The organism is Lysinibacillus sp. GW247-5R2A (genome assembly GCF_059424475.1).
This window is the reverse complement of record NZ_JBWKZL010000008.1, coordinates 126565-153167: the sequence shown is the minus strand read 5'-3', so window position 1 is coordinate 153167 and position 26603 is coordinate 126565. Positions and strand designations below refer to the sequence as shown.

At 38.1% G+C, this 26603-nt stretch carries 27 protein-coding genes and 2 other annotated features; of the genes, 20 read left to right on the top strand and 7 right to left on the bottom strand.

Annotated elements, in window-relative coordinates; genetic code table 11:
• The first annotated feature begins 10 nt into the window (after nt 1-10).
• The 10 genes from AC07YC_RS13775 (at nt 11) to AC07YC_RS13730 (ending at nt 9337) form a co-directional block, all read left to right on the top strand.
• Nucleotides 11-475 (top strand): DinB family protein, encoded by a 465-nt coding sequence (locus tag AC07YC_RS13775; protein ID WP_336635622.1) that lies wholly within the window; start codon nt 11-13, stop codon nt 473-475.
• A gap of 10 nt (nt 476-485) precedes the next feature.
• Complete coding sequence (locus AC07YC_RS13770; RefSeq protein ID WP_336635621.1) at nt 486-1316, top strand: helix-turn-helix domain-containing protein; 831 nt, start codon at nt 486-488, stop codon at nt 1314-1316.
• 204 nt (nt 1317-1520) lie between these two features.
• On the top strand, nt 1521-2501 hold the full coding sequence (locus AC07YC_RS13765) for an ABC transporter substrate-binding protein (protein WP_336635620.1): 981 nt from the start codon (nt 1521-1523) through the stop codon (nt 2499-2501).
• A gap of 104 nt (nt 2502-2605) precedes the next feature.
• Nucleotides 2606-3613: a FecCD family ABC transporter permease gene (locus AC07YC_RS13760; RefSeq protein WP_494919662.1), complete on the top strand. Its 1008-nt coding sequence runs from the start codon at nt 2606-2608 to the stop codon at nt 3611-3613.
• 28 nt (nt 3614-3641) lie between these two features.
• Nucleotides 3642-4637, top strand: a complete 996-nt coding sequence (locus AC07YC_RS13755; protein ID WP_008175314.1) for a FecCD family ABC transporter permease — start codon at nt 3642-3644, stop codon at nt 4635-4637.
• Nucleotides 4638-4666: 29 nt separating this feature from the next.
• Complete coding sequence (locus AC07YC_RS13750) at nt 4667-5449, top strand: ABC transporter ATP-binding protein (protein WP_336635715.1); 783 nt, start codon at nt 4667-4669, stop codon at nt 5447-5449.
• Nucleotides 5446-6216, top strand: a complete 771-nt coding sequence (locus AC07YC_RS13745) for an alpha/beta hydrolase (RefSeq protein WP_336635618.1) — start codon at nt 5446-5448, stop codon at nt 6214-6216. Before AC07YC_RS13750 ends, AC07YC_RS13745 begins: the two co-directional genes overlap by 4 nt.
• A gap of 118 nt (nt 6217-6334) precedes the next feature.
• Nucleotides 6335-7894, top strand: a complete 1560-nt coding sequence (locus AC07YC_RS13740; protein ID WP_494919661.1) for a BCCT family transporter — start codon at nt 6335-6337, stop codon at nt 7892-7894.
• 177 nt (nt 7895-8071) lie between these two features.
• A complete protein-coding gene (locus AC07YC_RS13735; RefSeq protein WP_494919660.1) occupies nt 8072-8728 on the top strand; it encodes a hypothetical protein in 657 nt (218 codons plus the stop codon).
• A 78-nt stretch (nt 8729-8806) separates the two neighbouring features.
• The gene (locus AC07YC_RS13730; RefSeq protein ID WP_494919659.1) at nt 8807-9337 is read left to right on the top strand and encodes a YfiT family bacillithiol transferase; all 531 of its coding nucleotides are present in this window, start codon (nt 8807-8809) and stop codon (nt 9335-9337) included.
• A gap of 86 nt (nt 9338-9423) precedes the next feature.
• Here the strand turns inward: AC07YC_RS13730 and AC07YC_RS13725 are convergent, their stop codons facing one another.
• The gene (locus AC07YC_RS13725; RefSeq protein ID WP_336635614.1) at nt 9424-10047 is read right to left on the bottom strand and encodes an exosporium glycoprotein BclB-related protein; all 624 of its coding nucleotides are present in this window, start codon (nt 10045-10047) and stop codon (nt 9424-9426) included.
• A gap of 172 nt (nt 10048-10219) precedes the next feature.
• Nucleotides 10220-11407, bottom strand: coding sequence for a hypothetical protein (locus AC07YC_RS13720; RefSeq protein ID WP_494919658.1), 1188 nt, complete (start codon nt 11405-11407; stop codon nt 10220-10222).
• Nucleotides 11408-11642: 235 nt separating this feature from the next.
• Between AC07YC_RS13720 and AC07YC_RS13715 the strand changes: the two genes are divergently transcribed.
• From AC07YC_RS13715 to AC07YC_RS13700, 4 genes are all read left to right on the top strand, one after another.
• Nucleotides 11643-12281, top strand: a complete 639-nt coding sequence (locus AC07YC_RS13715; RefSeq protein WP_336635612.1) for a BMQ_0737 family morphogenetic spore coat protein — start codon at nt 11643-11645, stop codon at nt 12279-12281.
• A gap of 85 nt (nt 12282-12366) precedes the next feature.
• Nucleotides 12367-12945: a hypothetical protein gene (locus AC07YC_RS13710; RefSeq protein ID WP_346037546.1), complete on the top strand. Its 579-nt coding sequence runs from the start codon at nt 12367-12369 to the stop codon at nt 12943-12945.
• On the top strand, nt 12932-13216 hold the full coding sequence (locus AC07YC_RS13705) for a hypothetical protein (protein WP_336635610.1): 285 nt from the start codon (nt 12932-12934) through the stop codon (nt 13214-13216). Before AC07YC_RS13710 ends, AC07YC_RS13705 begins: the two co-directional genes overlap by 14 nt.
• A gap of 11 nt (nt 13217-13227) precedes the next feature.
• On the top strand, nt 13228-13947 hold the full coding sequence (locus AC07YC_RS13700; RefSeq protein ID WP_494919657.1) for a hypothetical protein: 720 nt from the start codon (nt 13228-13230) through the stop codon (nt 13945-13947).
• Between the two features lie 116 nt (nt 13948-14063).
• Here AC07YC_RS13700 and rpmG read toward each other — a convergent pair whose 3' ends face one another.
• Entirely contained in the window at nt 14064-14213 is a 150-nt protein-coding gene (rpmG, locus tag AC07YC_RS13695; protein WP_008175287.1) for a 50S ribosomal protein L33, read from the bottom strand.
• A gap of 172 nt (nt 14214-14385) precedes the next feature.
• Between rpmG and AC07YC_RS13690 the strand changes: the two genes are divergently transcribed.
• Entirely contained in the window at nt 14386-15579 is a 1194-nt protein-coding gene (locus AC07YC_RS13690; RefSeq protein WP_494919715.1) for a GTP-binding protein, read from the top strand.
• Between the two features lie 18 nt (nt 15580-15597).
• On the opposite strand, the gene AC07YC_RS13685 is transcribed toward AC07YC_RS13690, so the two are convergent.
• Both AC07YC_RS13685 and AC07YC_RS13680 read right to left on the bottom strand, forming a co-directional pair.
• Nucleotides 15598-16140, bottom strand: a complete 543-nt coding sequence (locus AC07YC_RS13685) for an isoprenylcysteine carboxyl methyltransferase family protein (protein ID WP_336635607.1) — start codon at nt 16138-16140, stop codon at nt 15598-15600.
• A 1-nt stretch (nt 16141) separates the two neighbouring features.
• Nucleotides 16142-17224: a type III polyketide synthase gene (locus AC07YC_RS13680; RefSeq protein ID WP_494919656.1), complete on the bottom strand. Its 1083-nt coding sequence runs from the start codon at nt 17222-17224 to the stop codon at nt 16142-16144.
• A 397-nt stretch (nt 17225-17621) separates the two neighbouring features.
• On the opposite strand from AC07YC_RS13680, the gene rsgA reads away from it, so the two are divergent.
• The 4 genes from rsgA to metG all read left to right on the top strand — a co-directional run bounded on the left by rsgA (nt 17622) and on the right by metG (nt 21854).
• Nucleotides 17622-18692 (top strand): ribosome small subunit-dependent GTPase A, encoded by a 1071-nt coding sequence (rsgA, locus tag AC07YC_RS13675; RefSeq protein WP_494919655.1) that lies wholly within the window; start codon nt 17622-17624, stop codon nt 18690-18692.
• Between the two features lie 19 nt (nt 18693-18711).
• Entirely contained in the window at nt 18712-19137 is a 426-nt protein-coding gene (fosM, locus tag AC07YC_RS13670; protein WP_494919654.1) for a FosM family fosfomycin resistance protein, read from the top strand.
• 15 nt (nt 19138-19152) lie between these two features.
• Nucleotides 19153-19806, top strand: a complete 654-nt coding sequence (locus tag AC07YC_RS13665) for an HAD-IA family hydrolase (RefSeq protein ID WP_336635603.1) — start codon at nt 19153-19155, stop codon at nt 19804-19806.
• A gap of 97 nt (nt 19807-19903) precedes the next feature.
• Nucleotides 19904-20162, top strand: a binding site (T-box leader).
• A 57-nt stretch (nt 20163-20219) separates the two neighbouring features.
• Nucleotides 20220-21854 carry a methionine--tRNA ligase gene (gene metG / locus AC07YC_RS13660; RefSeq protein WP_494919653.1) on the top strand — a complete coding sequence of 545 codons (1635 nt, stop codon included), beginning with the start codon at nt 20220-20222 and terminating at the stop codon, nt 21852-21854.
• Between the two features lie 46 nt (nt 21855-21900).
• On the opposite strand, the gene AC07YC_RS13655 is transcribed toward metG, so the two are convergent.
• Nucleotides 21901-23472, bottom strand: a complete 1572-nt coding sequence (locus AC07YC_RS13655; RefSeq protein WP_494919652.1) for a 2-isopropylmalate synthase — start codon at nt 23470-23472, stop codon at nt 21901-21903.
• 91 nt (nt 23473-23563) lie between these two features.
• Nucleotides 23564-23802 (bottom strand) — a binding site (T-box leader).
• Between the two features lie 197 nt (nt 23803-23999).
• Between AC07YC_RS13655 and AC07YC_RS13650 the strand changes: the two genes are divergently transcribed.
• A complete protein-coding gene (locus AC07YC_RS13650; protein ID WP_494919651.1) occupies nt 24000-24749 on the top strand; it encodes an HAD-IIB family hydrolase in 750 nt (249 codons plus the stop codon).
• A gap of 66 nt (nt 24750-24815) precedes the next feature.
• On the opposite strand, the gene AC07YC_RS13645 is transcribed toward AC07YC_RS13650, so the two are convergent.
• Entirely contained in the window at nt 24816-26510 is a 1695-nt protein-coding gene (locus AC07YC_RS13645; RefSeq protein WP_494919650.1) for a methyl-accepting chemotaxis protein, read from the bottom strand.
• Nucleotides 26511-26603: the final 93 nt, after the last annotated feature.

Here is a 26603-nt window from a genome sequence, read left to right as displayed (position 1 = left end):
GGCAAATCCAATGCTGCGAGACAAAAAGTGGATTATTAAACACTATGAACAATCTCTTATTTGGGTAAAGAATCTGAGGAATTTATCTGAGGAGCAATGGCGTATGCCAATTGAATCTGGAAAATGGTCGATTGCAGAGGTGATAGGACATCTTACCCCATGGGATACATTTGTGTTAGAACATCGAATACCTTTTTTATTTAGAAATACATCTTTACCAAAAGGGCCAGATATCGAGCATATGAACACGAAGGCAGCTGAAAAAAGTCGTGAACAGCGTTTAGAAAAAACGATTACTGAATTTGTTTTGACAAGGCGTCAATTGCTACAGACTATTCAGCAATTGACAGACGAGCAATGGCACCAGTCGTTCAGTATTGGGCAGTCTAACCTAACGGTTGCGGATTATTTTGGCGGATTAATTGACCATGATTTACATCATTTTTCACAAATTCAGAGCGTTTTACATGTATAGGAGCTAGCACATGGATATCAAATATTTAATAGATTATTTTGCACAAGCATCTGTAAAATTTACCGATGTCTTTACGAAAAGAATGGAGCCGGGAGAAGTTGATTTAGGGAGAACTACTGCACCAGGAAAGTGTGGAATTATTGTGCCGCTTGCAGGAAGTGCTATTTTTAGCCTGAATGGAACGCCTTATGTGATCGAACCAGGAGTAATAGTGCATGCCGGTTCTCAAATGCCCATTGAAGTGAACGTAACGAGCCAGAAGGTTTGGGAATATGCTGTAGTTCATTATAATTTACCTATGGATGAGGCGGAACTCTATCCACTAGCTCAGCAACACTTTCTTATTAAAACAGGCCATAATACGCAAATTATTACCCAAGTTCAGCAATTGGTAGAAAGCTATTCCTTTCCAGGGAGCATGGCGGTATTTAAGTCTAAGACATTATTCATGAATTTGCTGGAACATATTCTTATAGCGGCAAAAGTGAAGGTTCTGGATAATGCCAATGAATTGATGGAGCAGGCTTTACAGTATATACATGAGCACTACGCGGAGCAGCTTTCGGTATCAAATATTTCTAGTGAATTTGAAATTGAACGACGTCGATTTGCCTATTTATTTGAGCAGCATACAGGCATGAATCCAAGCACATATATAACGGAATACCGTATAAGACGAGCAAAGGACTTACTAGAATATGGTGGAATCCCTGTAGCTGAGATTGCAGAATGTGTTGGCTATATAGACTGTTTTTATTTTAGTAGGGTATTCAAAAAGTGTACAGGTTTATCGCCTTCAGCCTATCGAAAATTAAAAATAGAGGAAGCCAAATACGTATAAATGACTGTTTCTTAAAAAAAAGAAACAGTTTTTTTATTGATTAAATCGGCAAAAGTCCATGTCATTTTCGAAATCGTCCATTCACAATCTATTTTCACTTTGTTAGGATAGTATCCGTAAATGATAATGAGTATCAATTATATATTGACATACATATGAAAACGATTATCATTATCAATATGAGCTCGTTAGGAGAGAATATCTATGAATAAATATTTTAAAATGTGTGCGCCAGCACTTTTAGCACTATCATTAGCTGCATGTGGAACAGATAAGGCGGAGGAGTCTACATCAACAAATAATACGGCTGAAACAAGTGCAACAGAATCACAGACAGAGCAAGCTAAGACACAGACAATTACTTACTTAGGTGAGAAATATGAGCTTCCAGCAGAAGTGAAAAATATTGTCGCTGCAAGTCTTGAATCTATGGAAGACGCTGCCATGCTAGGAATTAAGCCAGTAGGTGTACTTGAAGTGGGTGGCAAAGTGCCAGCATACCTAGCATCTGATTTTGAAGGTGCTACACTTGTAGGAAATAAAATGGAGCCGAATGCAGAAGCCATTCTTAATTTGGATCCAGATGTCATTGTGGGTACTTCAAAATTCCCTGAAGAAACGGCTGAAAAGTTGAAAAAAATTCAAACAATGATTCCATACTCACATATTTCAACAAACTGGAAGGAAAATTTGACAGTGCTTGCACAGCTAGCTGGTAAAGAAGATGATGCTAAAAAAATCATCTCTGACTATGAAGCAAAAGTTGCTGATGCACAGGTGAAATCGAAAGAGCAATTAGCTGATAAACAAGTGTTAATCATCCGTGTTCGCGGTGGCGTTATGTACATTTATCCGGCGGGTGTTTATTTAAATCCTGTTTTATATGAGGATTTAGGTGCGCCAGTTCCAGAGGTAGTTACAACAGCTAAAGCGCAAGCAGAATTATCGCTGGAAACACTAGCTCAAGTAAATCCAGATGCTATTTTCCTTCAATTTGAGGAATCAGAAAATAAGGATACTCCAAAGGCATTAGAGGAGCTACAAAAAAATCCAATTTTCACTAGCTTAAAGGCATCACAAAATAATGAAATTTATGTCAATGCAATTGACCCATTAGCACAAGGTGGTACGGCTTGGTCTAAGGTTAAATTCTTAGATGCAGCAGCTGAAAAATTACTTAAATAGTATACACAGGCTGGTAGTAGATTTGGTGATATCACCGGGCTATTACCGGCCTTTTGTTCAGTAGAAGTTTGAATAAGAAAATGGTATAGAAAAAGGTGTGAAAGTTGAAAAAAACAAACATAGTGTCATTTTCAATATTAGCAGTATCTCCTTTCCTTATTGCCCTTGTGGCACTTGTTTCTGTTATGTATGGAACAAAGGATATTAGTGTAATCATTGTGTGGCAGGCAATATCAGCATTTGATCCTTCCAATGTTGATCACCAAATTATACGAACAGGACGTATTCCTAGAATAGCCGCAGTATTGTTAGTTGGGGCATTTTTGGCAGTTGCGGGTGCAGTTATGCAAGGAATTACACGAAACTATTTAGCATCTCCGTCATTGATGGGTGTCAACGATGGCTCTGCATTTGTTATAACATTAGCTATTGTCTTTTTCCCAGGATTGCCTAATTATCAGATGATATTATTGTCAATGCTAGGCTCTGCACTGGGTGCGGGCATTGTTTTTGGCTTTGGCTCATTAATTCGAAATGGCTTATCACCAGTAAGGCTGGCTATTATTGGAACGGTTATTGGGACATTTTTAAGCAGTATAGCTACAGCGATCGCGATGTATTTCCAAGTATCACAAACAGTCAGTGCTTGGTATAACACTAAGGTACATATGGTAGATATGGATATGCTGATGCTTTCAATTCCATTTGGATTAACTGGTTTATTTTTGGCCTTATTATGTGCGAGGGCCATTACGATTACCTCGCTAGGTGAGGATATTGCAATGGGACTAGGTCAAAAAACGAAAGCAGTACGGATTATTAGTATGTTAGCTGTCGTATGCTTGACAGGGACAGCAGTTGCTCTCGTTGGAAAAATAGCCTTTGTAGGGTTAGTTATTCCGCATATTACTCGTTTCCTTGTTGGGGTGGATTATCGCTATATCATCCCTTGTGCAGCGGTTATTGGTGCCTTTTTCTTGGCGCTTTGTGATGTTCTTAGCCGTTTTGTCAATTATCCGTTTGAAACGCCAATTGGAGTATTAACAGCATTAGTTGGCGTACCATTCTTCTTATATTTAGTTCGTAAGCACGGAGGTGAAAAACGTGCGTAAAAATACCTCAAGTGTATTCTTTTTGACTATGTCGATGCTTTTACTTTTAATTTTAGTAGCAAGTTATCTACATATTACAAATGGCGTTTTTGATATGTCTGTGATGGATGTCATAAAAACATTATTGCGTATTGACTCTAATCCAAAATTTGATCTTGTTATTTTTGAATTCCGCTTACCACGGATTGTCATAGCCGGACTCGTTGGTATTGGTTTAGGAATGGCTGGTGTTGTTTTACAAGGTATTACGCGCAATGGGCTTGCAGATCCAGGGATATTAGGGATTAATGCAGGAGCTGGTGCCGCGGTCGTAATTTTTATGTTTTTCTTTCAATTAAAATTAGTGAGCGCAGATATGAATAGCTGGCTATCGATTTTAATGATGCCATTGTTCGGTTTTATCGGTGGAACAATTGCGGCTATATTGATTTTTACATTTGCTTTGAAAAATGGTCATCTCGATATGCAGCGATTAATATTAACTGGGATTGCCATTAACAGTGGATTTGGCGCTTTATCATTGTTTTTATCCTTAAAAATGAGTGCGCAGGATTTTGAATCCGCAGCCATTTGGATGGCAGGCTCCATTTACAATGCGAATTGGATTTTTGCTCTTACTATGTTACCTTGGCTTTTAATATTAGGAATTTATGTGCATAGAAAATCGTATTTACTTGATTATTTTCAGCTGGAAGAGGATAGCATCACAAGTTTAGGGATTGCTGTTGAAAAAGAGAAAATGAAGCTGTTATTAGCCAGTGTGGGACTAGTTAGTGCCTGCGTATCTGTATCAGGAAGTATTGGTTTTATTGGCTTAATGGCGCCACATATCGCTAAGCAGCTTGTTGGTATTCAGCACCGTTATGTCATGCCAGTAAGTGCATTGATAGGTGCAGGCTTGTTAATCCTAGCTGATTTTATCGGCAAAACGGTATTCGCACCATCAGAGCTGGCTGTTGGAATAGTAGTGTCGATTATAGGAATTCCATATTTCTTGTATTTACTTGTAAAATCTAAGGCATAGGAGGAAACGGTGTGCAAACTGCATTTAGAATGGAAAATTTGGCTTCAGGTTATGAGCAGGTTCGAGTATTTGAAGGTTTAAATTTAACGATTGAAGAGGGCAAGGTCACAACAATTATCGGACCGAACGGCTGTGGTAAATCAACGCTTCTCAAAACGATAGGACGAATTTTAAAAAAGCAACAGGGCACGGTATACTTGCAGGAGCAAAATATGCAAAATTTATCGACAAAGGATATTGCTCAGAAGCTAGCAATATTATCACAGACACCCATCGCACCAGGGCAATTAAAAGTCGAGGAGCTAATTGCTTATGGCCGATATCCACATCGCAACAATGTCAATCGTTTAACAAATAAGGATGAAGAAATGATTGAGTGGGCGTTAACGGTTACCAATACAATGGAATATCGAAATCGAGAGCTAGCACAGCTTTCTGGGGGACAGCGTCAGCGTGTATGGCTTGCTATGGCATTGGCACAGGAGACAAATATATTGTTACTAGATGAGCCCACTACTTATTTAGATATGGCTCATCAGTTAGAAGTACTTGATATCGTGAAAAATTTAAATGAACAGCATCAATGTACAATCGTCATGGTTCTTCATGATATTAATCATGCTGCTAGGTATTCAGATCATCTTATCGCCATGCGAAAGGGTGTTATCATGCAAACTGGATCACCACAGGAAATTTTGAGCGCAGAAGTGATGCGTCAAGTCTTTAACATTGATGCACGTATTATGGAAGATCCGGCAACGAATACACCTGTATGCTATGGCTATGACATTTTGAAGGAGGAAAACAAATGAATCGAACAGAAATAGATTACTCAACACAGCAAATGACTTCAAAATGGGCAGACTATACGTATGGGATTAACGTTTATGTACCTAATGAGGAAGCCCCAACAGAAGGCTTTCCTGTCATCTATGTATTGGATGGTTCTTCTTATTTTCCTCTTGTTAAGGAAGCTGTCCGATTGCAAAGTCGTAATGCGCCAAAAACAGGTATTTTACCATCCATTGTTGTTGGGGTTGGGCATGGTGAAGATATGCGTGAACGACGATTTTATGATTTTACGGCACCAGCAGAGACGTATATTTACCCCGCAAGATTTAAAGGTAAAGGGCATGAAAAGCTTGGTGGGGCAGTAAACTTTAGTCGATTCCTCGAAGAAGAACTAAAGCCTATGATTGAAGCCAGCTATCCAGTAAATAAAGCACAGCAATCGATATTTGGTCACTCATTAGCAGGTTATTTTACACTTTGGCAGTTATTTCACCATCAAACAAGCTTTCAGCATTACCTGGCTATCAGTCCCTCCATCTGGTGGAATGAGCATGAATTAGTCCCATGTGCCTCAGTATTTTTAAATGAGCATCAGGCTATGAAGGAAACATTGTTTATTAGTGCTGGTGAACTGGAAACCTTTATGGTGGATGATGCACGACAAATGGCAACAATGCTTGAAAAAATAATGAAGGTTGATTTTTATGAGGCATTAGATGAAAATCATGCTTCAATCGTACCAACTGTTATGAGCAGAGCAATACGTTTTATGCATAAAACGAAATAATTGGTAGACCGCATTGTCTTTTGATAATGCGGTTTCTTTTTTACTTTAATAAAATATTCGATTTATACGCATAATAAAGGAAATTTAGTCATCTGTCTGGGATAAATGGAGGCACTGTATGCAAAATAAAAATTTAAAAAACCCAGTATTTATTATTTCTAGTGGGGCAATTTTACTCTTGGTTATTATTGGAGCTACGATACCGGAACAATTTAAGAAAGTAGCAAACAGCGTCTTTCATATGACAACCGATTATTTTGGCTGGTTTTATTTAATGGCAGTATTCATTATCGTTATTTTTCTATTTGGCTTGGCAATTAGTAAATATGGCACCATTCGCTTAGGAGCAGAAGATAGTCGTCCCGAATTTAGTTTTTTAACGTGGATTTCTATGCTCTTTTCTGCTGGACTTGGTGTCGGCTTGGTCTTTTGGGGAGTAGCAGAGCCAATGAGTCATTATTTTTCACCTCCCTTCAGTGACACAGATCCTCTATCAACGGATGCAGCGAGACTGGCAATGGGGTATTCTTTCTTTCATTGGGGATTAAGCCAATGGTCGGTTTATGCTATTTTGGGGCTTGTTATGGCCTATGTACAATTCAATAAAAAAAGAAATATGCTCATCTCTACTGCTTTAGAGCCAGTCACGGGTACAAATCGTGTCGTTAAAGGAACAATTGATATTCTCGCTGTCATTGCGACCATTATGGGCGTAGCAACATCCATTGGGCTTGGTGTGCTGCAGACTAATGGAGGCTTGACTTTCGTCTTTGGTTTGCCAGATACATTTATTTTGCAAGTAGCCATTATTCTTATCATGTTTATTGGCTATATGTTGTCTGCAACGACAGGTCTTCAAAAGGGAATGAAAATTTTAAGTAATGTCAATATGACCTTAGCAATTGTCTTACTGTTATTTGTTTTTATTACAGGCCCAACCATTTTCATACTCGAAACCTTTACATTAGCAATAGGTGATTATATTTCCAACTTTATTCAATACAGTTTAAGAATGCAGCCATATGTTGGTGGAACTTGGGTGAAGGATTGGACAATCTTTTACTGGGCTTGGGCGATAGCTTGGTCGCCATTTGTCGGCTCCTTTATTGCTCGTGTATCCAAAGGGAGGACGATTCGAGAATTTATTATAGGGGTATTAATTATCCCACCCCTTATTGCTTGCTTTTGGATTGCCACTTTTGGTGGAACTGCGATGTGGTTTGATTTACATCAAGATGCACAAATTGCGCAAACAGTTCATAGCGATGTCACAGTGGCTTTATTTCAGATGTTAGAGCATTTGCCCCTTTCAACAATTGCTTCCGTTATTGGCTTACTGCTAATCATTATATTTTTAATTACCTCTGCTGATTCCGCCACTTTTATTATGGCGAGTATGACAACAAAAGGATCTTTAAATCCGTCCGTATTTTCGAAGCTAGTATGGGGTGTTTTAATGGCTGCAATTTCAGGTGTTTTATTGTACACAGGAGGGCTGGAAGCATTGCAAACCGCCTCGTTAATTGCCGCTTTACCTTTTACTGTTGTGTTGCTGCTATTAATGATTTCTTACATTAAAATGATGAAGGACGAGATTATTCCTCTAAAGAAAAAAGACATACAACGTTTGAAAATAGCGAGAAAGCATATTGAGAAGGAAGCAAAAGAAAAAAAGTAAAGCAGAAGACCGTATTCGTAGGTAATACGGTTTCTTTTTATACCATTGAACGAAAAGGTGTACGTCACGAAATATTGAGTTAAATCGTTCGTTGGGTTATGTTGTAACGAAGGAAGAAACGGGAGAAAATCTGGATATTTCCGCAATGGAAAAGATTCCAATTAGGGGGGAGTTTTATTGAAGAAAAAACTTGGCTGCTTGCATGCTCATCATTCCAATATCGAGTATATTGAACAAGCTTTTCAAAGTGACGAAGATATTGAGCTGGTTCATTTTGTAGATCCTGGCGTATTAAAGCATGTGTCCAAAGGTAGTGATGATGTAGCATGTAAAGTTAAGGAGCAAATGGAATGGATAGTTAGCTGTGATGTGGACGCCATTTTAATAACGTGTACCAATTATATTGCTTTATTAGAGAATGAAGTTGTGTTCAATCCTCCGATACCCATTATAAAGATTGACGATCCGATTTTTGAAAGCATATGTAGTGCGCAACAACCTCAAACTATTCTTTTTACAAATCCTGCGACCGTAAAAGGAACGATGGCAAGACTTCACCAATATGCTAAGCAGCATGGCAAATCAGTAAATCTCGTGGCAGAAGTTATCGAGGATACATTTGATCTAATTATGCAGGGGAAAAAGGAAGCGTATAATGATGCTGTTTTACGAACTCTACATACTTTATCAGCCGAGCAAAATCTGATCTCGGTAGCTCAGCTCTCGATGGTGCATGCAGCACGACGATTTGAAGAGCAAACAGCACGAACAATTATTCACCCACTTAGGTCATTAGTTGAATGTGTAAAGAAGAACATGTCAGGAACGTTATAAAACAATTTCTATTTTTGTATGCAATGCTGTTAATGGTACTATGAAAAAGTAGTTAATAAAAACGGAGGAGATCGCAATATGACTGATTTACGATACCCTATTGGACAATTCCAATTCCCAAAAGAGATGACATCACAGCAAGTAAAAGAATGGTTGGAAGATATTCGTTTATTACCACAGCAGCTTGAAGAAGCATTAAGTGGAGCCAGTGAGCAAGAATTGGCAAAATCCTATCGTGAAAATGGCTGGACTGTAACACAGCTAGTCCATCATATTGCTGACAGTCATATGAACAGCTATATCCGCTTTAAGCTTGCTTTAACAGAGGACGAGCCAACTATTAAGCCATACAATGAGGCTGAATGGGCACTGCTGCCAGATTCAGAAATGCCAATAGCGACCTCTCTGCAATTAATCGAAAGTTTACATGGACGTTGGGTCTACTTAGTAACAAGCTTAACAGATGAACAATTACAAAGAGCGTTTAATCATCCTGATTCAGGGCTGACAACATTGGAACAGGCAATTGGTATATATGCTTGGCATGGCAAACATCATTTGACGCATATTCAGAATGCTTTGGCATTAAATTTTATAATTAAAAAGTAGGCGATTTAGTTAAAATCGCCTACTATAAATTAATTTTAAGTTTTTTGATTTTTGAAAAAATAATAGTAATTGTTAGCATAATTCACTTATACAATAGTAATTCCTGCACTTGCGTTACCAGCAAGAGTAACCAAAACAGTAGCTCCTGAAGTAGTAATGGAGAACACCATTAATAAACGATCACCAGTGCTTACTGGCACAGAAACGTTTGCATTACCGCTAGCAATCGCACCAGCTAATAATGTTGCTAATGGTAAGGCTGGCGTTAAATCAACAAATGCTGCAGTAGGACTGAAAACATTGCTTCCTTGAACTGCACGGTAAATTTGTGCTCTAACAGTAGCTGTTCCTGTTAGTGTTAAAGCGACTGTTGCTGAAATTGTTGCAGCAATAGATGTAATTGTTCCTGGACGTGGAACAGTAAAAGCTTCTGTGGCAAGAGAACTTGTTAAATCAATATTAACGCCAGCAAGAGCTACACCTGGAACAGATGTACCAAATCCTACAAGACTTACAGTACCAACTAATCCAGAAATAAGAGATGTTAGTACGACAGGAATTGTTCCAGAAGAAAATGGGATAATGGAACCTGTAGCAGCTGGTGGAGTAATACATGCCGCATCAATACCGATAAATGGCCCAAGTGCTGTACACTGCCCATTACCATGACCATTACCAGAGCAACCACACATTGAATTATTCAAACACATTTTTACACCCCCTTTCTTCATTATTCTATTCATTTCAGATTAGGGGTTAAGGGCAAATATCTATTTCACTTATAAATTCAATGACTTCTTAAAGCCAGCTTTATTTGAAATATAAAGACATCCACTATGTATGGAAATACATAGTGGATGTCTTATTATAGAGTGATAAATGTTAACTCCATCTTTTAAAGAAATCGAAAAATGAGTTTTTTCCCTTCTTATTTTCTTCCTCCATCGGTGTGTTGACAGGAACAGGTTGGCTATTCTCCTCTTCAAGGGGCGAATGAACCTCATAGACGGCTTCAGAATTATACACTTCAACATACTCTTCGGTTTCCAATGAAGGAGAGTGATGTGTGTCAGTAGGTTCTGCTACTGCTTCTGAAATGACTTGGTTAGGAGGCTCGTTAGCTATTGCTGTATGGTCTTGACTAACTGGCTCGCTCAATATCTCTGAATGAACCTGTTCCAACGATTCTTTAGTTACTTCAGAAATCTCATGATTGTTACGTTCATTTTCCGTTTGCACAACCTCTATAGGATCATCTGATTTTTCTGTTCCAGCACTCGATACATTATCAATAGTTGTTGATGAATGATCTTTCTCAATGTCTTCTTCACTTAAAGTGGGCTGTACAGCAGACGGATCATAAACACTTACGGGAACTTCCTTTGCATCCGTGGCATTTTTAAAATGGAAGGTGGATTCAACTGTCGTGTTTCTGAATAAACCATTGTATATATGGCTTGGATGCGTATTAATGGATTGAAAATACTGCTGATTAAAATGCCGCTCTTCATGTTTAGTTGTCTGTCGATCATTATGAGGAGAGGGAGCGCCATTATTATTGACATTTTGCTGGTGGTTTGTGGCTTTACCTGCTAAATTTTGTAGCAGTCTATAGGATGGTTGTGCTGATGTTATCGTAGTTTTATCTGCTGTCTGTGTCATTCTAGGTTGTCTAGGTAAATGAGTAGCCGAAGTTTGAGAAGGTACTTTAATGGAGGGAGAAATGGTTGTAGTATCATTTCCTTCAACCGTTACTAATTTATTTAAAACTGCTAAAATTTCTTGATTCATTTCTTCCATGGTTTGATTCAGAGACTCAATTTGTATGGATAGAAGCCTGATTTGATCATCATACCCTTTTATATATGAATTTTGTTTAGTGTCCAATGTCTCTGTAATCCCTTCTAAATGAGCCATCTGTGTTTTCAGTCCATCAAACTCCTGCTTCATATAAAGGAAATCTTCAATTGACGATCCCATTTTAAGTGAAGATAACGATTCTCTATAGGTTTCAATTTTTTGCCTTAAATTTTCAATTTCTTGAGTGGTATACAATTTTGACTCTTCCATTGTAGTTCACCCCTTTCAGTCCATTATTAGTTTATTAAAAATATTGACTTTCTGTTACAAATATACCGGTTCATTCAACATTTTAGTTCTTATTATAAAGAAAGAACTGTCTGTAAAAATGATTGCCGCTGATTTTTATAAATATCCAATGTAACTATTTATTAGCCCATGCACTTATAGCTGAAAAACATATGCTACAAACGAAAGATAAAAAACTTATGGAGGTGTCAAAAGGATGCAAGAACATATGCCATCCCAGGCGCAGGAACTGATTTGTATAAATGTTGATAAGGTATATGACTGGATTGTAAAGGAAATGTCATTTGATATTTCACCAACTGGAGCAATTACATTCCCAGGCGTAACAGCAGCTACTGACTTAACTGGTGCTATCGTTACATGTCGAGTAATTCCAGCAGCTACAAATCCAATTGTGATCCTAAACCGTGAGAATCGCCAATTCTCTATCGATGGATCAACTGTTTGTTTACAACATTTAAATATTCAAAAGAATTTCATTCTTACGATCATAGTTACATTACCAAATGGAACAATGTTCACAAGCACTGAAATTCCAGTTTCACGCTGTGAGCAAGTGACATTATGTGCACCTAAGGGTACAGATGTAGAAATTCTATATACAGATTTAGATTGCTTTGTTTGTACAACGGGTACACTTACAGCTGCAGCAGGTGCAATTACGTTTTCTGCGTTAACGATTACTGTTGCTGTTTGCCAAAGCATTCAATCTACATTCCCAGTTACTGTGGAATTCTTAGCAACTTTCTGCGAACCAAGAGCAGATCTGCCATTCACATGTCCAACTGCGGTTCGTCCACAACAATGCCCAGTTATTTTCCCAACTGTTGGTTAGTAGTGCTAACAAATAGAGGAAAGTCATATCATGAAGAGAGGGTTATCCTCTCTTTTTTTTATGAACAAGAGTAAGGGGGCATTTAGTGATAACACGGATAGAAGACAAGATACAAGCGGTGAAGGAGCAGACAAACACGTATGTTCAGGAAATTAAAAAACTGGTAGAAGAGCTAGCGGTTCAAAATAAAATTAGTCTTATCAGTTATTTTACATCATCGTTCAATATATCCTATGATTCTGAGCAAGAAAGTCTATGTTTAGGATCCTACCATATTCGCAATATTGGGCATACACCCGTGACCAATCCATATTTATGCATTAAATTACCGAAGGATTCTCCGTTTTATTTCTCAGGAAGGTATGTCCACGAAAATTTCACACCGACTTTAAAGACGCAGGGGCAGAGTAATTGGGAGCGTTTTAACGACAAATCGAGCAAAGAGGAATATTGGCTGAGACCAGTAGGGAAGTCCACCATCGAACCAAATGAAACGATTTCATTTACCAATTTCCAAATTAAATGGTCCCATAATTTATCGTATTCTGGCACTATTATGGGTTTTACATATTGTGATCAGCTAACGGATGGTGTGGTTGTGTTAAACCCAATTAATCTCAATGGCATTAGTCCAACCCAGGAGGGAAATAATGGTGGATCATGAAAAACAAGAGCTTAGTAGCGTAATCCAACAATTGCTGAAGGACCAACTTAACCGCCGTAATGTACAAGATAATAGTTTTGCCTTTCTTGAAAAAAATACATTACAACAAGTAATTGCTTATCTTGTCTCCGGGGAAAAAAGTAAAAATTTTGAACAACATGATCATCCAGAACTACAAACAAAGTGGTTAAAACAACTAGATGAGGTGTTAGAAGACAGTAAAGCGCAGTTTGAAGAAGTCATTGAGATTCTAAAAAGTTTTTCAGGCTAGGAGGTGCAAGGATGGACAACGATATTGTCAAAAACAATGATCCTCTACAGCTCCAACAAATGATTATTTTTTTAAGGGCCGAATTAGCCAAATATAAAAATGAAGTGAAAAGGCTTAGGGATAGTGATTATTATGCATTAGTGCTACGTCTTGAACGGGAGAATATACAATTAACAAGGCTCAGAAAAGATCTTTCGATGGAACTATTAAAGTTGAAGAGAGATTTTGATAAGGAATTGGAAGCATATGATGAAGAGATACAAAAGCGAGAGCTCCAAAGAAAAAAACAAATTGCTTCAATAGAGTCTTTATTAAAGGAACTAGGCGAGTTGCGAGCAGAAAATAAGTTATTAAAGGACAGCATTAATGTATCTATCGAAGAAACAAACTATAAGTCAATGATGGAGGAGTTAGATACAAGATTAAATGACTTTACCATTGTTACAGGTGGAAAAATGGAACATATCGTAGAGACGATAGAACAATTATATAGAAACAAAGTAGAGGCGGACAGTCTTTATGAACAATTAGTAAAAGAATTGGAAACGAAAAATCTAGAAATTGAAAAACTCACTAATGAGATAAAAGGCTATAAAAATCAATCGGATGCTAGTAGAGTAAAAATGAATGAGTCTATAAATATAGACGAGCAGATTGATTTTCGATTACGAATGCTTGATGAACTCGATCAAAAATTGAACGAGCTCGCATTCGAAATAAATAGAGAATAGATGGTATACAAACACTGTTTCAAAAGAGGGTAAGCCTTCCTCTTTTGAAACAGTTATTTTTTAGGGCAATGTTGCTTGGTCCAAGAAACATTCAAATTAATTAACTACTGCCTAAGTTACTTTGTTTCACGATGTAAAGTAACTCGTTTTAAGCGAGGGGAATACTTTTTAAGCTCCAATCTCTCTGGATTAGTACGTTTGTTTTTCGTCGTGATATAGTTTTTATCACCAGTTTCCGTGCAGGCTAGTGTTATTTGTACGCGCATAAATATGCCTCCTTTTAAATAGTAATCATTACGTTTTAAACAATATATTTTAGGGTGTAAATTGTCAAGTTTATTTTTTTATGTGATAAAAAGCTTTGCATTTTCAAAATATATATGTTTTAATTACAAATTGTAAATAGTAATCATTACGATTTAAGGAGTTGGAGAGAGAATAATGAAAATACCTGTAACTGTATTAAGTGGATATTTAGGTTCTGGTAAGACCACGATGATGAATCATGTATTGCAAAACGAAAAGGATTTACGTGTTGCTGTTATTGTGAATGATATGAGTGAAATTAATATTGATGCTGAGCTTATTGCAAATGGCAGCGGAATCTCACGAACAGAAGAGAAATTTGTGGAATTATCCAACGGCTGTATTTGTTGTACATTGCGAGAAGATTTATTACAGGAGGTGGAACGTCTTGCGAAGCTTGGCAATATTGATTATATATTGATTGAATCGACAGGTATTAGTGAGCCAATTCCAGTTGCACAAACATTTAGCTATTTAGATGAAGAGTTGGGCATAGATTTAACGAGATTTTGTCAATTGGATACGATGGTAACAGTCGTAGATGCGCATCGCTTTTGGCATGATTTTCAATCAGGAGAGAGTTTATTAGAGCGTAAGGAAGCAATTGGTGAGTTAGATGGGCGGGATGTTGCAGACCTTCTTATCGATCAAATAGAATTTTGTGATGTCCTTGTATTAAATAAGTGTGACTTAGTTTCAATAGAAGAAGTAGAACGGTTAGAGCGTATACTACGCGCACTACAGCCCGAGGCAAAAATAATCCGAACGATTAATGGTGAAATGGACCCTGCTGAAATTTTAAATACAGGTCGTTTTGACTTCGAACGTGTCTCAGAATCAGCTGGCTGGTTAAAAGAATTAGAGCTTGGTCATGAAAACCATATGCCGGAGACGGAGGAATACGGCATATCTTCATTTACCTATACAAGTAGAAAACCATTCCATCCAATGCGTTTTGTCGAGTGGTGTGACCAAATGCCAACATCAATTGTGCGAGCAAAGGGGATTGTTTGGAGTGCAAAGCATCAAGACGTCGCATTATTGCTATCACAGGCTGGTTCATCTGCAAAAATTGAACCTGTTTCTTATTGGGTAGCAGCACTACCAAAAGCTCAGCAGGAAGATGTCTTCCTACAAAGTCCGGAGGTGTTGGAAGATTGGGATAGCGAGTTTGGAGATCGCATGACCCAGCTTGTTCTTATTGGTATAGACTTAGATAGAGAGCGTATTATCAAACAGTTGGACAGCTGTTTATTAACAGATGAGGAGTTTCATAACCCTTGGGAACGACTACAAGATCCGTTTAACTGGGAATGGCATTCATAAAAAGAAAGAAGATTTCGGCTACGATTCCGAAATCTTCTTTTCAAACACACGATTATAATTAGTAGCATCTCGTAATGCCTTTTCTTCTATCGGAATTCGTACAGAAAGCATTGTAATATTTAATAGTGTAAAACAAAACGCGGTGAAATATGCCTGAAACATAAGAGGTAGAAGGAGAATTTCTAAACACACGACAGCATAATTAGGATGGCGCATAATTTCATAGGGACCTTTACGCACGACTTGTGCATGAGGTAGAATGAGAATTTTTGTATTCCAAAACGTTCCTAAAGAACGGATACACCATATACGCAATGCCTGAACGGCTACAAATAAAATAAAAAATAATGGGAATAAGGGCGATGTACCATTGTGATTGGTTACTACTTCAACAATTAGAAACAAGAAGAAACTAATATGCATAGTGACCATATAAGGGTAGTGGGAGTTACCAACCTCATAGGCTCCCTGAGCAATCATCCATTTCTCATTTCGTTTAGCAATGACAACCTCTGTCAATCTTTGTAGAATGACAAGCGTTACAATTAGATAGAAGATCATGCTACTCCCTCCAGTTTAGTAATACTGCTTCTGCACAAAAACCAGGGCCAAGAGCGACGAGTAAACCTGTATCCTCCACTTGTCCTTCATGTAACATAAATTGTTCTAACACATATAACACGGTTGGCGACGACATATTACCATGCTGACGTAATATTTCCCGAGAAATGTCGGTTTTTTGAGAAGAAAGATAAAGCGTGTCCTCATAGGCTTTTAATACTTTTTTTCCTCCAGGATGTGCAATGAAATGAGTAAGCTGTTCACTGTAAATTCCTTGTTCCAGTAAAAATTGTTCAATATATGGTCCAAGCCAACTAGTAATAATAGTCGGAATGCTTTTTTGGAAAATGACATGAAGACCATTATTTTTAACGTCCCATCCCATTACATTTTCTGAATCTGGCATCCATTTAGAGCCTGTTGCCAGAATAGCAGGTGATGGTCTTTTTGTATCAATCATGATTTCATCACCACATACGAGAATACAGGCGGCACCGTCAGCAAAAAGTGAAGCACCGATTAAATTACTTTTAGAAAAATCATTTGGCTGAAAAGTGAGGCTACATAGTTCTACACAAACAACAAGCACCTTTGCATGAGGATGTGCTTTACAAAAATCATAGGCTCTGCTAACACCTGCTGCTCCTCCTGCACAGCCTAATCCCCATAGCGGAATACGTTTTAAATGATCGGAAAAAGAAAGCTTGTTCATCACACGCGCATCAATGCTAGGCGTTGAGATCCCCGTACTGCTTACAAATATGATGGCGTCGATTTCATCAGGAGAAATGGGTGAATGTAAAAAGGCTTCATTTTGTAAACATGCCTGAATGACGCTCACGCTGTATTGTGTGGCTAGTTCAATATATAAATCATTACGCTCCTCAAAAGAGTGATTTGTACGATGCCACTCAGGTGGAACACAAAAATGTCGCGTGTCAATTCCACCATTATCGAAAACCTTTAAATAGCGCTCTAGTTTTGGGATTTTTTCATAGAAAAGCTCCTTTGTTAGCTCCTCCGCATTTGTTTGCTGTAATGTGTAAGGTGGTTGATGTGTGCTAATAGAAATGATTTTAGGCAATTCAACATCTCCTCGCATTTATTGGTCTTGTACATTCTATGCGTTGAGGAAGGAGATACATGCTAATAATATTTTATTTGACAATTCCCTAAATTTTATATATATTGGTAACAACTAAATGGGAAGTAGGTGATGTGACATGATGAATAAATCTATTTTTAGCGAACTGCAATTCGGTTTGTTTCATTTCACACGCCTAAAATATACAAAGCGACGTCGTGCATAGCTCGAGGTATTTGTATATCCTTTAAACGTGCGTGTGAAACCTTGTAACTGCCGAATTGCGCAGATACAAGGTTTTTTTATCGTGGTTCAAATTTGCTGAATCAAGATAATTGCTTCTGGCGAAAGTCTGCACAGAAGCGTCATGGGAACGCACCTTTAGGAGGAAATTAATTTGAATTTAACAGCATTAGGTTTTACAAAATATTTTGAAGAGCAAATGTTAGAAATGAAGAAACAGTCTAAGTTTAAAAATTGTGTGCCTGCGAGGGTTACTTTAGAGCATAAGCATTCCTATCGAGTGTTAGCTCAGGAAGGGGAATGGCTTGCAACAATCGCTGGTCATTATGCCTATACATCTTTAGCTCGAGAAGACTATCCGGCAGTTGGCGATTGGGTGCTGGTAGAGAAAATGCCTGGTGAAGAACGAGCCATTATTCATCAATTATTCCAACGAAAATCTGTCTTTTCGAGAAAAGTTGCTGGTTTGGAAATCCAGGAACAGATTGTCGCATCGAATGTGGATATTGTGTTACTTGTCATGAGCCTGAATGCTGACTTTAATATTCGCCGTTTGGAACGATATTTAGTAGCTGCCTGGGATTCAGGTGCAAAGCCTATTATTGTTCTAACAAAGGCAGATTTATGTGATGATGCACCTAGCTTAGTGAAAGAAGCTGAGTCAGTAGCTTTTGGAGTAGATATTTTCGTAACGAGTGCCATTTCCGGAGAAGGTTTAACGGAAATTCAGCACCTATTTACAGAAGGGGTCACTGGAGCGTTATTGGGCTCCTCCGGTGCAGGAAAATCTACATTAACGAATGCTTTATGTGGGGAGATGTTGATGAAGGTATCAGACATTCGTGAAGACGATGCTAAAGGACGTCATACAACGACTCACAGAGAGTTAGTGATGTTACCCTCTGGTGGCTGTTTAATTGATACGCCGGGAATGCGTGAGCTACAATTATGGAATCAAGGTGATAGTTTATCATCTAGCTTTCAAGATGTTGAGGAATTAGCAAAAGCTTGCCGTTATCGTGATTGTACCCATCAAAAAGAGCCGTATTGTGCAGTACAGCAAGCTATTGCTGATGGTGAACTTGATCAAAATCGTTTACACAGCTATTTTAAGCTACAAAGGGAATTGGCTTATATGGAACGTAAAACAAATGTGCAAGCAAAGCTCGAGGAGCAACGTAAGTGGAAGCAAATTTCTAAAGGCGTTAAAAAGGGGAAAAAATAAGAGGAGCGCACATACACATATGACCATACAAAGCATAAATCATCTACTATTTTCAGTGTCTGATCTAGAGCAATCCATTGCATTTTATGAAAATGTTTTCGATGCTAAGTTACTTGTAAAGGGAAACAGCACAGCCTATTTTGATATAAATGGGCTGTGGCTTGCCCTCAATGTTGAAAAAGATATACCGCGTAATGACATTCAATATTCCTATACACATATCGCTTTCACGATCCCTGAGGAAGAGTTCGATAAAATGTATGATAAATTAGTACAATTGAAGGTTCATATTTTAGATGGCCGACAAAGAGATGAAAGAGATAAAAAATCAATTTATTTTACTGATCCTGATGGACATAAGTTTGAATTTCATACGGGGACTTTACAAGATCGTTTAGATTATTATATGAAGGAAAAGTTACATATGGAGTTTTTTAATCATTAATCAAGGAGTGATTTTATGACGAAAGCTTTTATTTTTGATATGGATGGCACATTATTTCAAACAAATCTTATTTTAGAACCTGCGCTGGATGCCACATTTGATGTGTTGCGTACAAAGGGCTTATGGCAGGGAGAAACACCCATTGAAAAATACCGTGAAATTATGGGCGTTCCTCTACCGGTTGTATGGGAGACCTTATGTCCAATGCATTCCGTAGACATACGTGAGGAGAGCAATATGCTCTTTCATGTAAAGCTGATGGAGCAAATCCGTAGTCGTAAAGGTGCGCTTTATCCACATGCTGAGCAAACTCTCGCCACATTGTCTAAGAGCTATCCGTTATACATAGCGAGTAATGGTCAGGCTGACTATTTACAGGCAATTGTTGAAACCTATCAATTAGAGCAATTTATAAAGGGGACCTACAGCATACAATCCATTGCCAGCGGGCATAAATCAGACTTAGTTAAAAAAGTAATGCAAGACAATGGAATTCAGGACGGGGCGGTAGTTGGAGATCGTTCATCCGATATTCAAGCTGCCCGCGATAATGAGCTACTTTCAATAGGTGTACGATTTGACTTTGCTCAGGACCATGAATTACAACAGGCACATATTGTGATAGATGATTTAACGGAGTTATTGAACATAGAAATAGGCTCATTATGATAAACCCTAACAGGGGCGTTTTTGAAAAAATGGGAGCAATTTAACGACAATTATTGCATTTCACCGCAATAAAGCGTAGAATAGTGCCAATCCTATAGATAAAGCATTGAAAAGGAAAAGTAAATAGGAATAGCATTTTGTAGAGAGCCTCTGTTGGTGAAAATGGGGTAAATGAATCCTTTTGAAAATGACCTTTGAGCTTCGTACCGAAAGCTTATAGCAAGTAGATTACGACGAGATGGGCACTCGTTACAACAGCGGCAGTATCTCTTATTTAAAAAAGACGTACTGAATAAGGCAAATAGTGTGAGCTATTTGTAAATATAGGTGGTAACACGGGTAGACTCGTCCTAATCAGATTTGATTAGGGCGATTTTTTTTTACCATTTTTTATGTGAGGGGAGCAATTTAGGATGACTATTGTTATTGGAGGCGCTTGGCCGTATGCAAATGGCTCTTTGCATTTAGGACATGTAGCCGCATTATTACCAGGTGATATTTTGGCTAGATATTACCGTCAAAAAGGTGAGCAAGTATTATACGTATCGGGTAGTGACTGTAATGGTACACCCATTTCTATTCGTGCAGCTCAGGAAAACACAACAACTGAGGCGATTGCTAATCATTATCATGAAGAATTTACAACATGTTTTAATGAGCTAGGATTTACTTATGATTTATACACAAGAACAGACGCAGAGCACCATCATGAATCCGTTAAGGGCTTATTTTTACAGCTGCTTGCCAACAATTTTTTATATAAAAAGAAAATTGAACAGGCTTACTGTGAGACAGATCAGCAATTTTTGCCGGATCGATTTGTAGAGGGCATATGCCCAAATTGTGGTGCAAAGGCGAGAGGAGACCAATGTGATAACTGCTCAGAAATTTTAGACCCACTAGATTTAATCGATAAGAGCTGTAAAATATGTGGAAATGAGCCAGTCATTCGAGAGACAGAACATTTTTATTTTACCTTTAGTCAATTTCAAGGGAAATTAGAGACCTTTTTATCCGAGGCAAAGAAAGAAAAACGTTGGCGGGACAATGCATTAGGATTGACAGAGCGCTACTTAGCAGAGGGCGTTCCTGACCGAGCAGTAACGAGAGATTTGCCAAATGGCATAGATGTTCCGGTGCCTGGCTTTGAGGGTAAAAAAATATATGTGTGGATTGAAGCAGTTGCAGGTTATTTAACGGCTAGCCTAGAATGGGCGAAACAACATCATATTGCAATTGAAGATTTATGGAATGAAGAAACCATTTCGTACTATGTCCATGGAAAGGATAATATCCCATTCCACACAGTTATTTGGCCAGCTATTTTGATGGGACTAGGTGCGAAAGCCTTGCCGACACATATCGTTTCTAATGAATATTTAACACTCGAAAAACGTAAATTATCGACGAGTCAAAACTGGGCCGTATGGGTTCCATATATTTTAAGTCGTTATGACGCGGATTCGATTCGCTATTTCTTAACGACTAATGCACCAGAAAATCGCGATACTGATTTTTCATGGCGAGAATTTATTTACAGCCATAATGGTGAATTACTTGGTGCCTATGGTAATTTTGTGAATCGAACATTGAAATTTATAGAGAAATCCTTTGCTAATCAAGTACCTCAGGCGGAAGTGGATAGTACTATTCGCAAACAAACTATTCAGCTATTTAACGAAGTGGGCATTCTTATTGAAGGTGGTCATTTCAAGCAAGCATTAGAATCCATCTTTGAGTATATTCGTGGCGCTAATCGTTACTTTGATGAACAACAGCCATGGGTACAAGTAAAAGAAAATGTGGAGGCGGGCAATCGCACACTCGCAACCTGCGTCTATATCATTGCCAATCTCGGACAATTACTACATCCATTCCTGCCGTTTTCAGCAGAGAAAGTAAGAAATATGCTAGGTATAGATGAAATGATGTGGCATGAGCAAGTGGAATTACCTAAAACCCTACAAGACATAACACCATTGTTTGAACGACTGGATATCGAACTAATCGAAGAAGAATATGAAAAGTTAGTAAGAGATAGTCGCTAGCATTGAAAAAGCAGTATGGCTAATAGGCCATACTGCTTCTCTTGTTTTAATTCATGACAGGTGTTAATTTGGCCACTACAATGCTATTGATGGCATTAATATAGGCTAGGGCACTGGCTTTTAGAATGTCAGTATCTGCAGCTTTTGCCATATACTTTTCACCTTCATGCTCAATCGTGATTTTTACTTTTCCTAGTGCCTCTTTGCCGCGCGAAACACTATTGATATTATATTCCACTAGTTTTACATCCATGCTTGTAATGTCTGCAATGGCTGAATAAAGAGCATCAATTGGACCTGAGCCAACTGCGCTAGCCCTCAATACTTCATTACCTTTGCGTGCTTTAACGCTCGCAGAAGGGAAGCTTGTATTGCTGACGACTTGTAGATCTTCGATATCAAAGAATTGGTCGCTGTAATGAGTTGCATTTTTGTGAGAAGCATCATGCTTTTCATAATAGCTTTCAACGATTACGTATAAATCATGATCATATACTTCCTTTTTGGCATCCGCTAGCTTTAAGAAGCCTTCAAAGATTCCCTCGAATTCATCTGTAGAAAGATTCGAAAACCCTAATTTTTCAAGAGCATTTTTCACGGCATGTCGACCAGAACGCGCTGTTAGTACTAGCTCCATATCATCAAGACCAACGTCTTCAGGATGCACAATTTCATAGGCATCACGAGATTTTAGTAATCCGTCCTGATGGATACCTGATGAATGGGCGAATGCATTATCTCCCGTAATCGCTTTATTCACTTGAACATCTAAGCCCATAAAACTAGAAACAAGTCGTGATGTATTGATAATTTCTTTTGTGTTAATACGTGTATCAGCATTGTAGACAGAGCTACGCGTTTTTAGTGCCATAACGACTTCTTCTAATGCCGCATTACCAGCACGTTCACCGATACCATTAATTGTACATTCTACTTTATCGGCACCATTTTTTATCGCAGCAAGCGTATTAGCTGTTGCCATTCCAAGGTCATTGTGGCAATGAACGCTAAGAAGAACGCTATCGTCTAAGTTTTTCATACGGTTGTTTAATTTAAAGATCATTTCACCGAACTCTTCTGGCTCTGCAAAGCCGACTGTATCAGGAACGTTAATCATAGTAGCACCAGCTCGCATAACAGCTTCAATTGTTTTCCAAAGATACTCAAAGTCTGAACGAGACGCATCTTCAGTAGAATATTGAACTTGTGGCAATAGAGTTTTCGCATACTTTACAGCATCTACACCAATTTGCAGAATTTGATCTTTGGATTTACTGAATTTTTTCTCCACATGTATATCGGATGTCCCAAGAACCATGTGAATCATTGGATTTTCAGCGTATTTCACAGCATTATAGACGGCATCAATATCTGCCTTTACTGCACGTGCTAATGCTGTAATCATAATATCATTAGTAGTACCGACCTTCTCAGCTACAGCTTTGACAGCATCAAAATCCCCCTGTGATGAAGCGGGGAATCCAGCTTCGATAATATCGACACCTAATTTTTTCAGTTGCTGTGCTATCTCTACTTTTTCATATAAATTTAGCTTGGCACCTGGCACCTGTTCACCATCACGTAATGTTGTATCAAATACCCAAATTTTTCTTCCCATTTTTAACACTCCTCTTGTAGTTATCAGTATTTAAAATCTACACGTAGGCCAATGATTCATTAAAAAATAAAAAAACCCATCTCTATTTAAAAATAGAGACGAGTTTATGCTCGCGGTACCACTCTAATTGACCTTCTCTATACAGAAAAAGTCCCCTTATCGACAGCTATCACTGTCTATCCTGTTAACGGGGGAAACCGACATCCCTTACTAGACTTTTCAGGGAGTAGCTCATGGACGAGTTCAAAATGTGTGTCTACCGATTTTCACCAACCACCGGCTCTCTACAAGTACATCACCATTTTTACTATTTCCAATCTTGGCCTGCAATGTGTTGTTGAAAGCAATATTACTTGGATATTAATAGCCTGTCAATAATTTTCTAAAAATTTTTTTAATTCTGTCTAAAGTAATGTTCATTATATTAAGTATTTGATAGTTGTGAAATAAATAAATGCCCACTAAAAATAGTCATTTCTGTGAGATAATAAAAGATATGAATGAACGTAGGAGAGGTAGGAAGAACTATGAAATTTGTCTTTGATTTAGACGGTACAATTTGCTTTAAAGGGAAGCCTTTAAGTGTGGGTATTATCAATGCGTTAGAGGCATGTAGACAAAGTGGGCATGAAGTTATTTTTGCCTCCGCTAGACCAATACGTGATCTATTACCTATATTGCCTGAGACAATGCGAGAATATCCAATGGTAGGCGGAAACGGAGCATTCGTCGCTTGTAATGGAGTAACGGAGGAGGTTACAGCATTTGAGACGGAGGTAGTAGCGGAGCTTCGGCAGATTATTACAGCATTTCAATTACCGTATCTAGTAGATAGCCAATGGGACTATGCGTATACAGGCAGTGAAGCTCATCCCATTTATCAAAATCTAGATCCTCTAAAAATAGCTAAAAAAGTAGCGTTGCAAGATCTTCATGATATTGTAAAAGTTGTTTTATTTCCGGGGGAGAATCGAGACGCATTGTTATTTGAGCTACAACAGCTTGCTGTTACTCTCTATGAACATGCATCAGAAAATATTATAGATATAAGCCCTAATGGTATTGATAAGTGGAATGGCTTAACTAAATTAGGTGTCATCGAGGGGGAGTATATTGCATTTGGAAATGATGCGAACGATGCCTCGATGTTTTTGAAGGCAAAGGAAAGTGTTTGTGTAGGGAATCATCAGGTTGGTGAAATGGCAAATTTGCAAGTTCCTAGTGAGGAAGCGGCCATTATAGAAATGCTCAGTCATTTAAGCGATAAATATAAGTGAGTAAAGGCCTATACATATATAGAAAAAAACTGCTCGTTTCCTAGAGGGAATCCGAGCAGTTTTCATTTATTCTAATTTAAAGCGAGAGACTTCTGTTTGAAGCTCCTCAGCCATATTTGAAAGTGTTGCCGCGGAAGCAGCGACTTCCTCGATCGTTGCTAACTGCTCCTCAGAGGCAGAAGCGACATTTTGCAAATTACTAGAAGACATTTGAGCGATTGTTGCTATTTCATCGAAGGAAGCATAAATTTGTTCTGCACTGGATGACATTTCTTCTGAAACTGTTGTAGCTTCTTGAATTTGCATGGACACATGTTCAATAAGCTCCATAATTTTAGAGAAGCCCTCTTCAGCTACCTGTACAACTTGCATACCAATTTGTACTTCTTGTGTGCCGGTATCCATTACCGTCACAGCACGGTTTGTATCCTGTTGAATTTCTGCAATCAACGTAGCAATTTGCTCTGCAGATTTTTTGGATTGCTCTGCTAATTTCTTCACCTCGTCTGCCACGACAGCAAAGCCCCGCCCATGATCACCTGCACGAGCAGCCTCGATAGCGGCATTGAGCGCTAGTAAATTTGTTTGCTCTGCAATATCTGTAATAAGGCCAATAATGTTACCAATTTCTATAGAATGCCCGTCTAAATTTTTCACAACGCTTGCGGATTCTAATACAGCAGTATTAATGGTAGTCATTTGCGAGATCACTCGATGTAATGATTCATTGCCCTTTTGAGCCTCTGCATTCGTTTCCATTGCTAGCTCAGAAACTGCCGCCGTAGTAGATGCTAATTGCTGTATGCCCTTTGTCATATTCTTCATCGCTTCGGAGCTTTCAGTAGCATTTTTACCTTGAGCCTCAGAGCCACTAGCCACTTCTTGAATGGAAGAAGTAATCTGCTCTGTTGCTTGGATGGTTTGCTCAGCACTTGCTGTTAATTCAGCAGCAGAGCCACTAACTTGTACAGTGTTGTGACGTACATTTGTAATTAAATCTTTCAAATTAACGGCCATTTGATTAAATGCTTGGGCTAAATCACCCACTTCATCACGATTCTTGATACGAATCTGTTCAGCCGTTAAGTCACCTTCTGCTATTTTTTTAGCTGCCTTAGCCATGCCGTTAATTGGACGAGACATTAGACTACCAACAACCATTGCAATTATCAGACTTATGACAACCGCAAACACCCCAAGAAGTATCATTTGGAACTTAATATCTTGAATTTGTTTAGATGTAGCAGCAATTTTCCCTTCAATATATTCATTTTGATAGTCGGAAAGGTTTTCAACACGTTCGTCAAATTGTTTAATAATTAGACGCCCTTGTGTACTATCAAGCTTTTCGTACTTTTCCGTTTCACCTGAAGCCTTTAACTCAAACATACGGTCCGCAAACTGTTGAACATTTTGCTCACTTTTATTAATAGCCTCTAGAAATTGGATGGATTTTTCCGTTGTCAAAGATGACATTAGCTCTTCAGATTTTTGTTTAAATTCTGTTCGAGAGTCTTGATTGCTTTGAAGATTTTGTTTATCTCCAAGTAGTAAATAGCCACGTAAACTAACTATCTCTTGTTTGGCAATAACGCGTAATTCTTGAATAGCGATAGATTTAGTTGTTTGCTCCTCCAATAATGTACGATAAGTTTTGTTCACAGAATCAAGCTGCTTTATATTTAGGCCGATAGTAGCAACTAGAACTAAAATAACTATAAAAAAACCGAGTAATAATTTCTTGTAGATAGTAAATCGCATAGATGAAATTTCCTTTCTCAGTATTTAGTAGAAATGTTACAAATTAATGAAATATGTATATATATCATTTATATCAGAAAATATGAATTTTAC

What these genes read in the sequence shown, in the direction of transcription:
- AC07YC_RS13765 (WP_336635620.1), top strand. Translation starts at nt 1,521, where the DNA reads ATGAATAAATATTTTAAAATGTGTGCGCCAGCACTTTTAGCACTATCA.
- AC07YC_RS13705 (WP_336635610.1), top strand. Translation starts at nt 12,932, where the DNA reads ATGGTGGATCATGAAAAACAAGAGCTTAGTAGCGTAATCCAACAATTG.
- AC07YC_RS13775 (WP_336635622.1), top strand. Translation starts at nt 11, where the DNA reads ATGCTGCGAGACAAAAAGTGGATTATTAAACACTATGAACAATCTCTT.
- AC07YC_RS13740 (WP_494919661.1), top strand. Translation starts at nt 6,335, where the DNA reads ATGCAAAATAAAAATTTAAAAAACCCAGTATTTATTATTTCTAGTGGG.
- AC07YC_RS13645 (WP_494919650.1), bottom strand. Translation starts at nt 26,510, where the DNA reads ATGCGATTTACTATCTACAAGAAATTATTACTCGGTTTTTTTATAGTT.
- AC07YC_RS13665 (WP_336635603.1), top strand. Translation starts at nt 19,153, where the DNA reads ATGACGAAAGCTTTTATTTTTGATATGGATGGCACATTATTTCAAACA.
- AC07YC_RS13720 (WP_494919658.1), bottom strand. Translation starts at nt 11,407, where the DNA reads ATGGAAGAGTCAAAATTGTATACCACTCAAGAAATTGAAAATTTAAGG.
- fosM (WP_494919654.1), top strand. Translation starts at nt 18,712, where the DNA reads ATGACCATACAAAGCATAAATCATCTACTATTTTCAGTGTCTGATCTA.
- AC07YC_RS13730 (WP_494919659.1), top strand. Translation starts at nt 8,807, where the DNA reads ATGACTGATTTACGATACCCTATTGGACAATTCCAATTCCCAAAAGAG.
- AC07YC_RS13770 (WP_336635621.1), top strand. Translation starts at nt 486, where the DNA reads ATGGATATCAAATATTTAATAGATTATTTTGCACAAGCATCTGTAAAA.
- metG (WP_494919653.1), top strand. Translation starts at nt 20,220, where the DNA reads ATGACTATTGTTATTGGAGGCGCTTGGCCGTATGCAAATGGCTCTTTG.
- AC07YC_RS13655 (WP_494919652.1), bottom strand. Translation starts at nt 23,472, where the DNA reads ATGGGAAGAAAAATTTGGGTATTTGATACAACATTACGTGATGGTGAA.
- AC07YC_RS13755 (WP_008175314.1), top strand. Translation starts at nt 3,642, where the DNA reads ATGTCGATGCTTTTACTTTTAATTTTAGTAGCAAGTTATCTACATATT.
- AC07YC_RS13745 (WP_336635618.1), top strand. Translation starts at nt 5,446, where the DNA reads ATGAATCGAACAGAAATAGATTACTCAACACAGCAAATGACTTCAAAA.
- AC07YC_RS13750 (WP_336635715.1), top strand. Translation starts at nt 4,667, where the DNA reads ATGGAAAATTTGGCTTCAGGTTATGAGCAGGTTCGAGTATTTGAAGGT.
- AC07YC_RS13715 (WP_336635612.1), top strand. Translation starts at nt 11,643, where the DNA reads ATGCAAGAACATATGCCATCCCAGGCGCAGGAACTGATTTGTATAAAT.
- AC07YC_RS13650 (WP_494919651.1), top strand. Translation starts at nt 24,000, where the DNA reads ATGAAATTTGTCTTTGATTTAGACGGTACAATTTGCTTTAAAGGGAAG.
- AC07YC_RS13725 (WP_336635614.1), bottom strand. Translation starts at nt 10,047, where the DNA reads ATGTGTTTGAATAATTCAATGTGTGGTTGCTCTGGTAATGGTCATGGT.
- AC07YC_RS13685 (WP_336635607.1), bottom strand. Translation starts at nt 16,140, where the DNA reads ATGATCTTCTATCTAATTGTAACGCTTGTCATTCTACAAAGATTGACA.
- AC07YC_RS13700 (WP_494919657.1), top strand. Translation starts at nt 13,228, where the DNA reads ATGGACAACGATATTGTCAAAAACAATGATCCTCTACAGCTCCAACAA.
- rpmG (WP_008175287.1), bottom strand. Translation starts at nt 14,213, where the DNA reads ATGCGCGTACAAATAACACTAGCCTGCACGGAAACTGGTGATAAAAAC.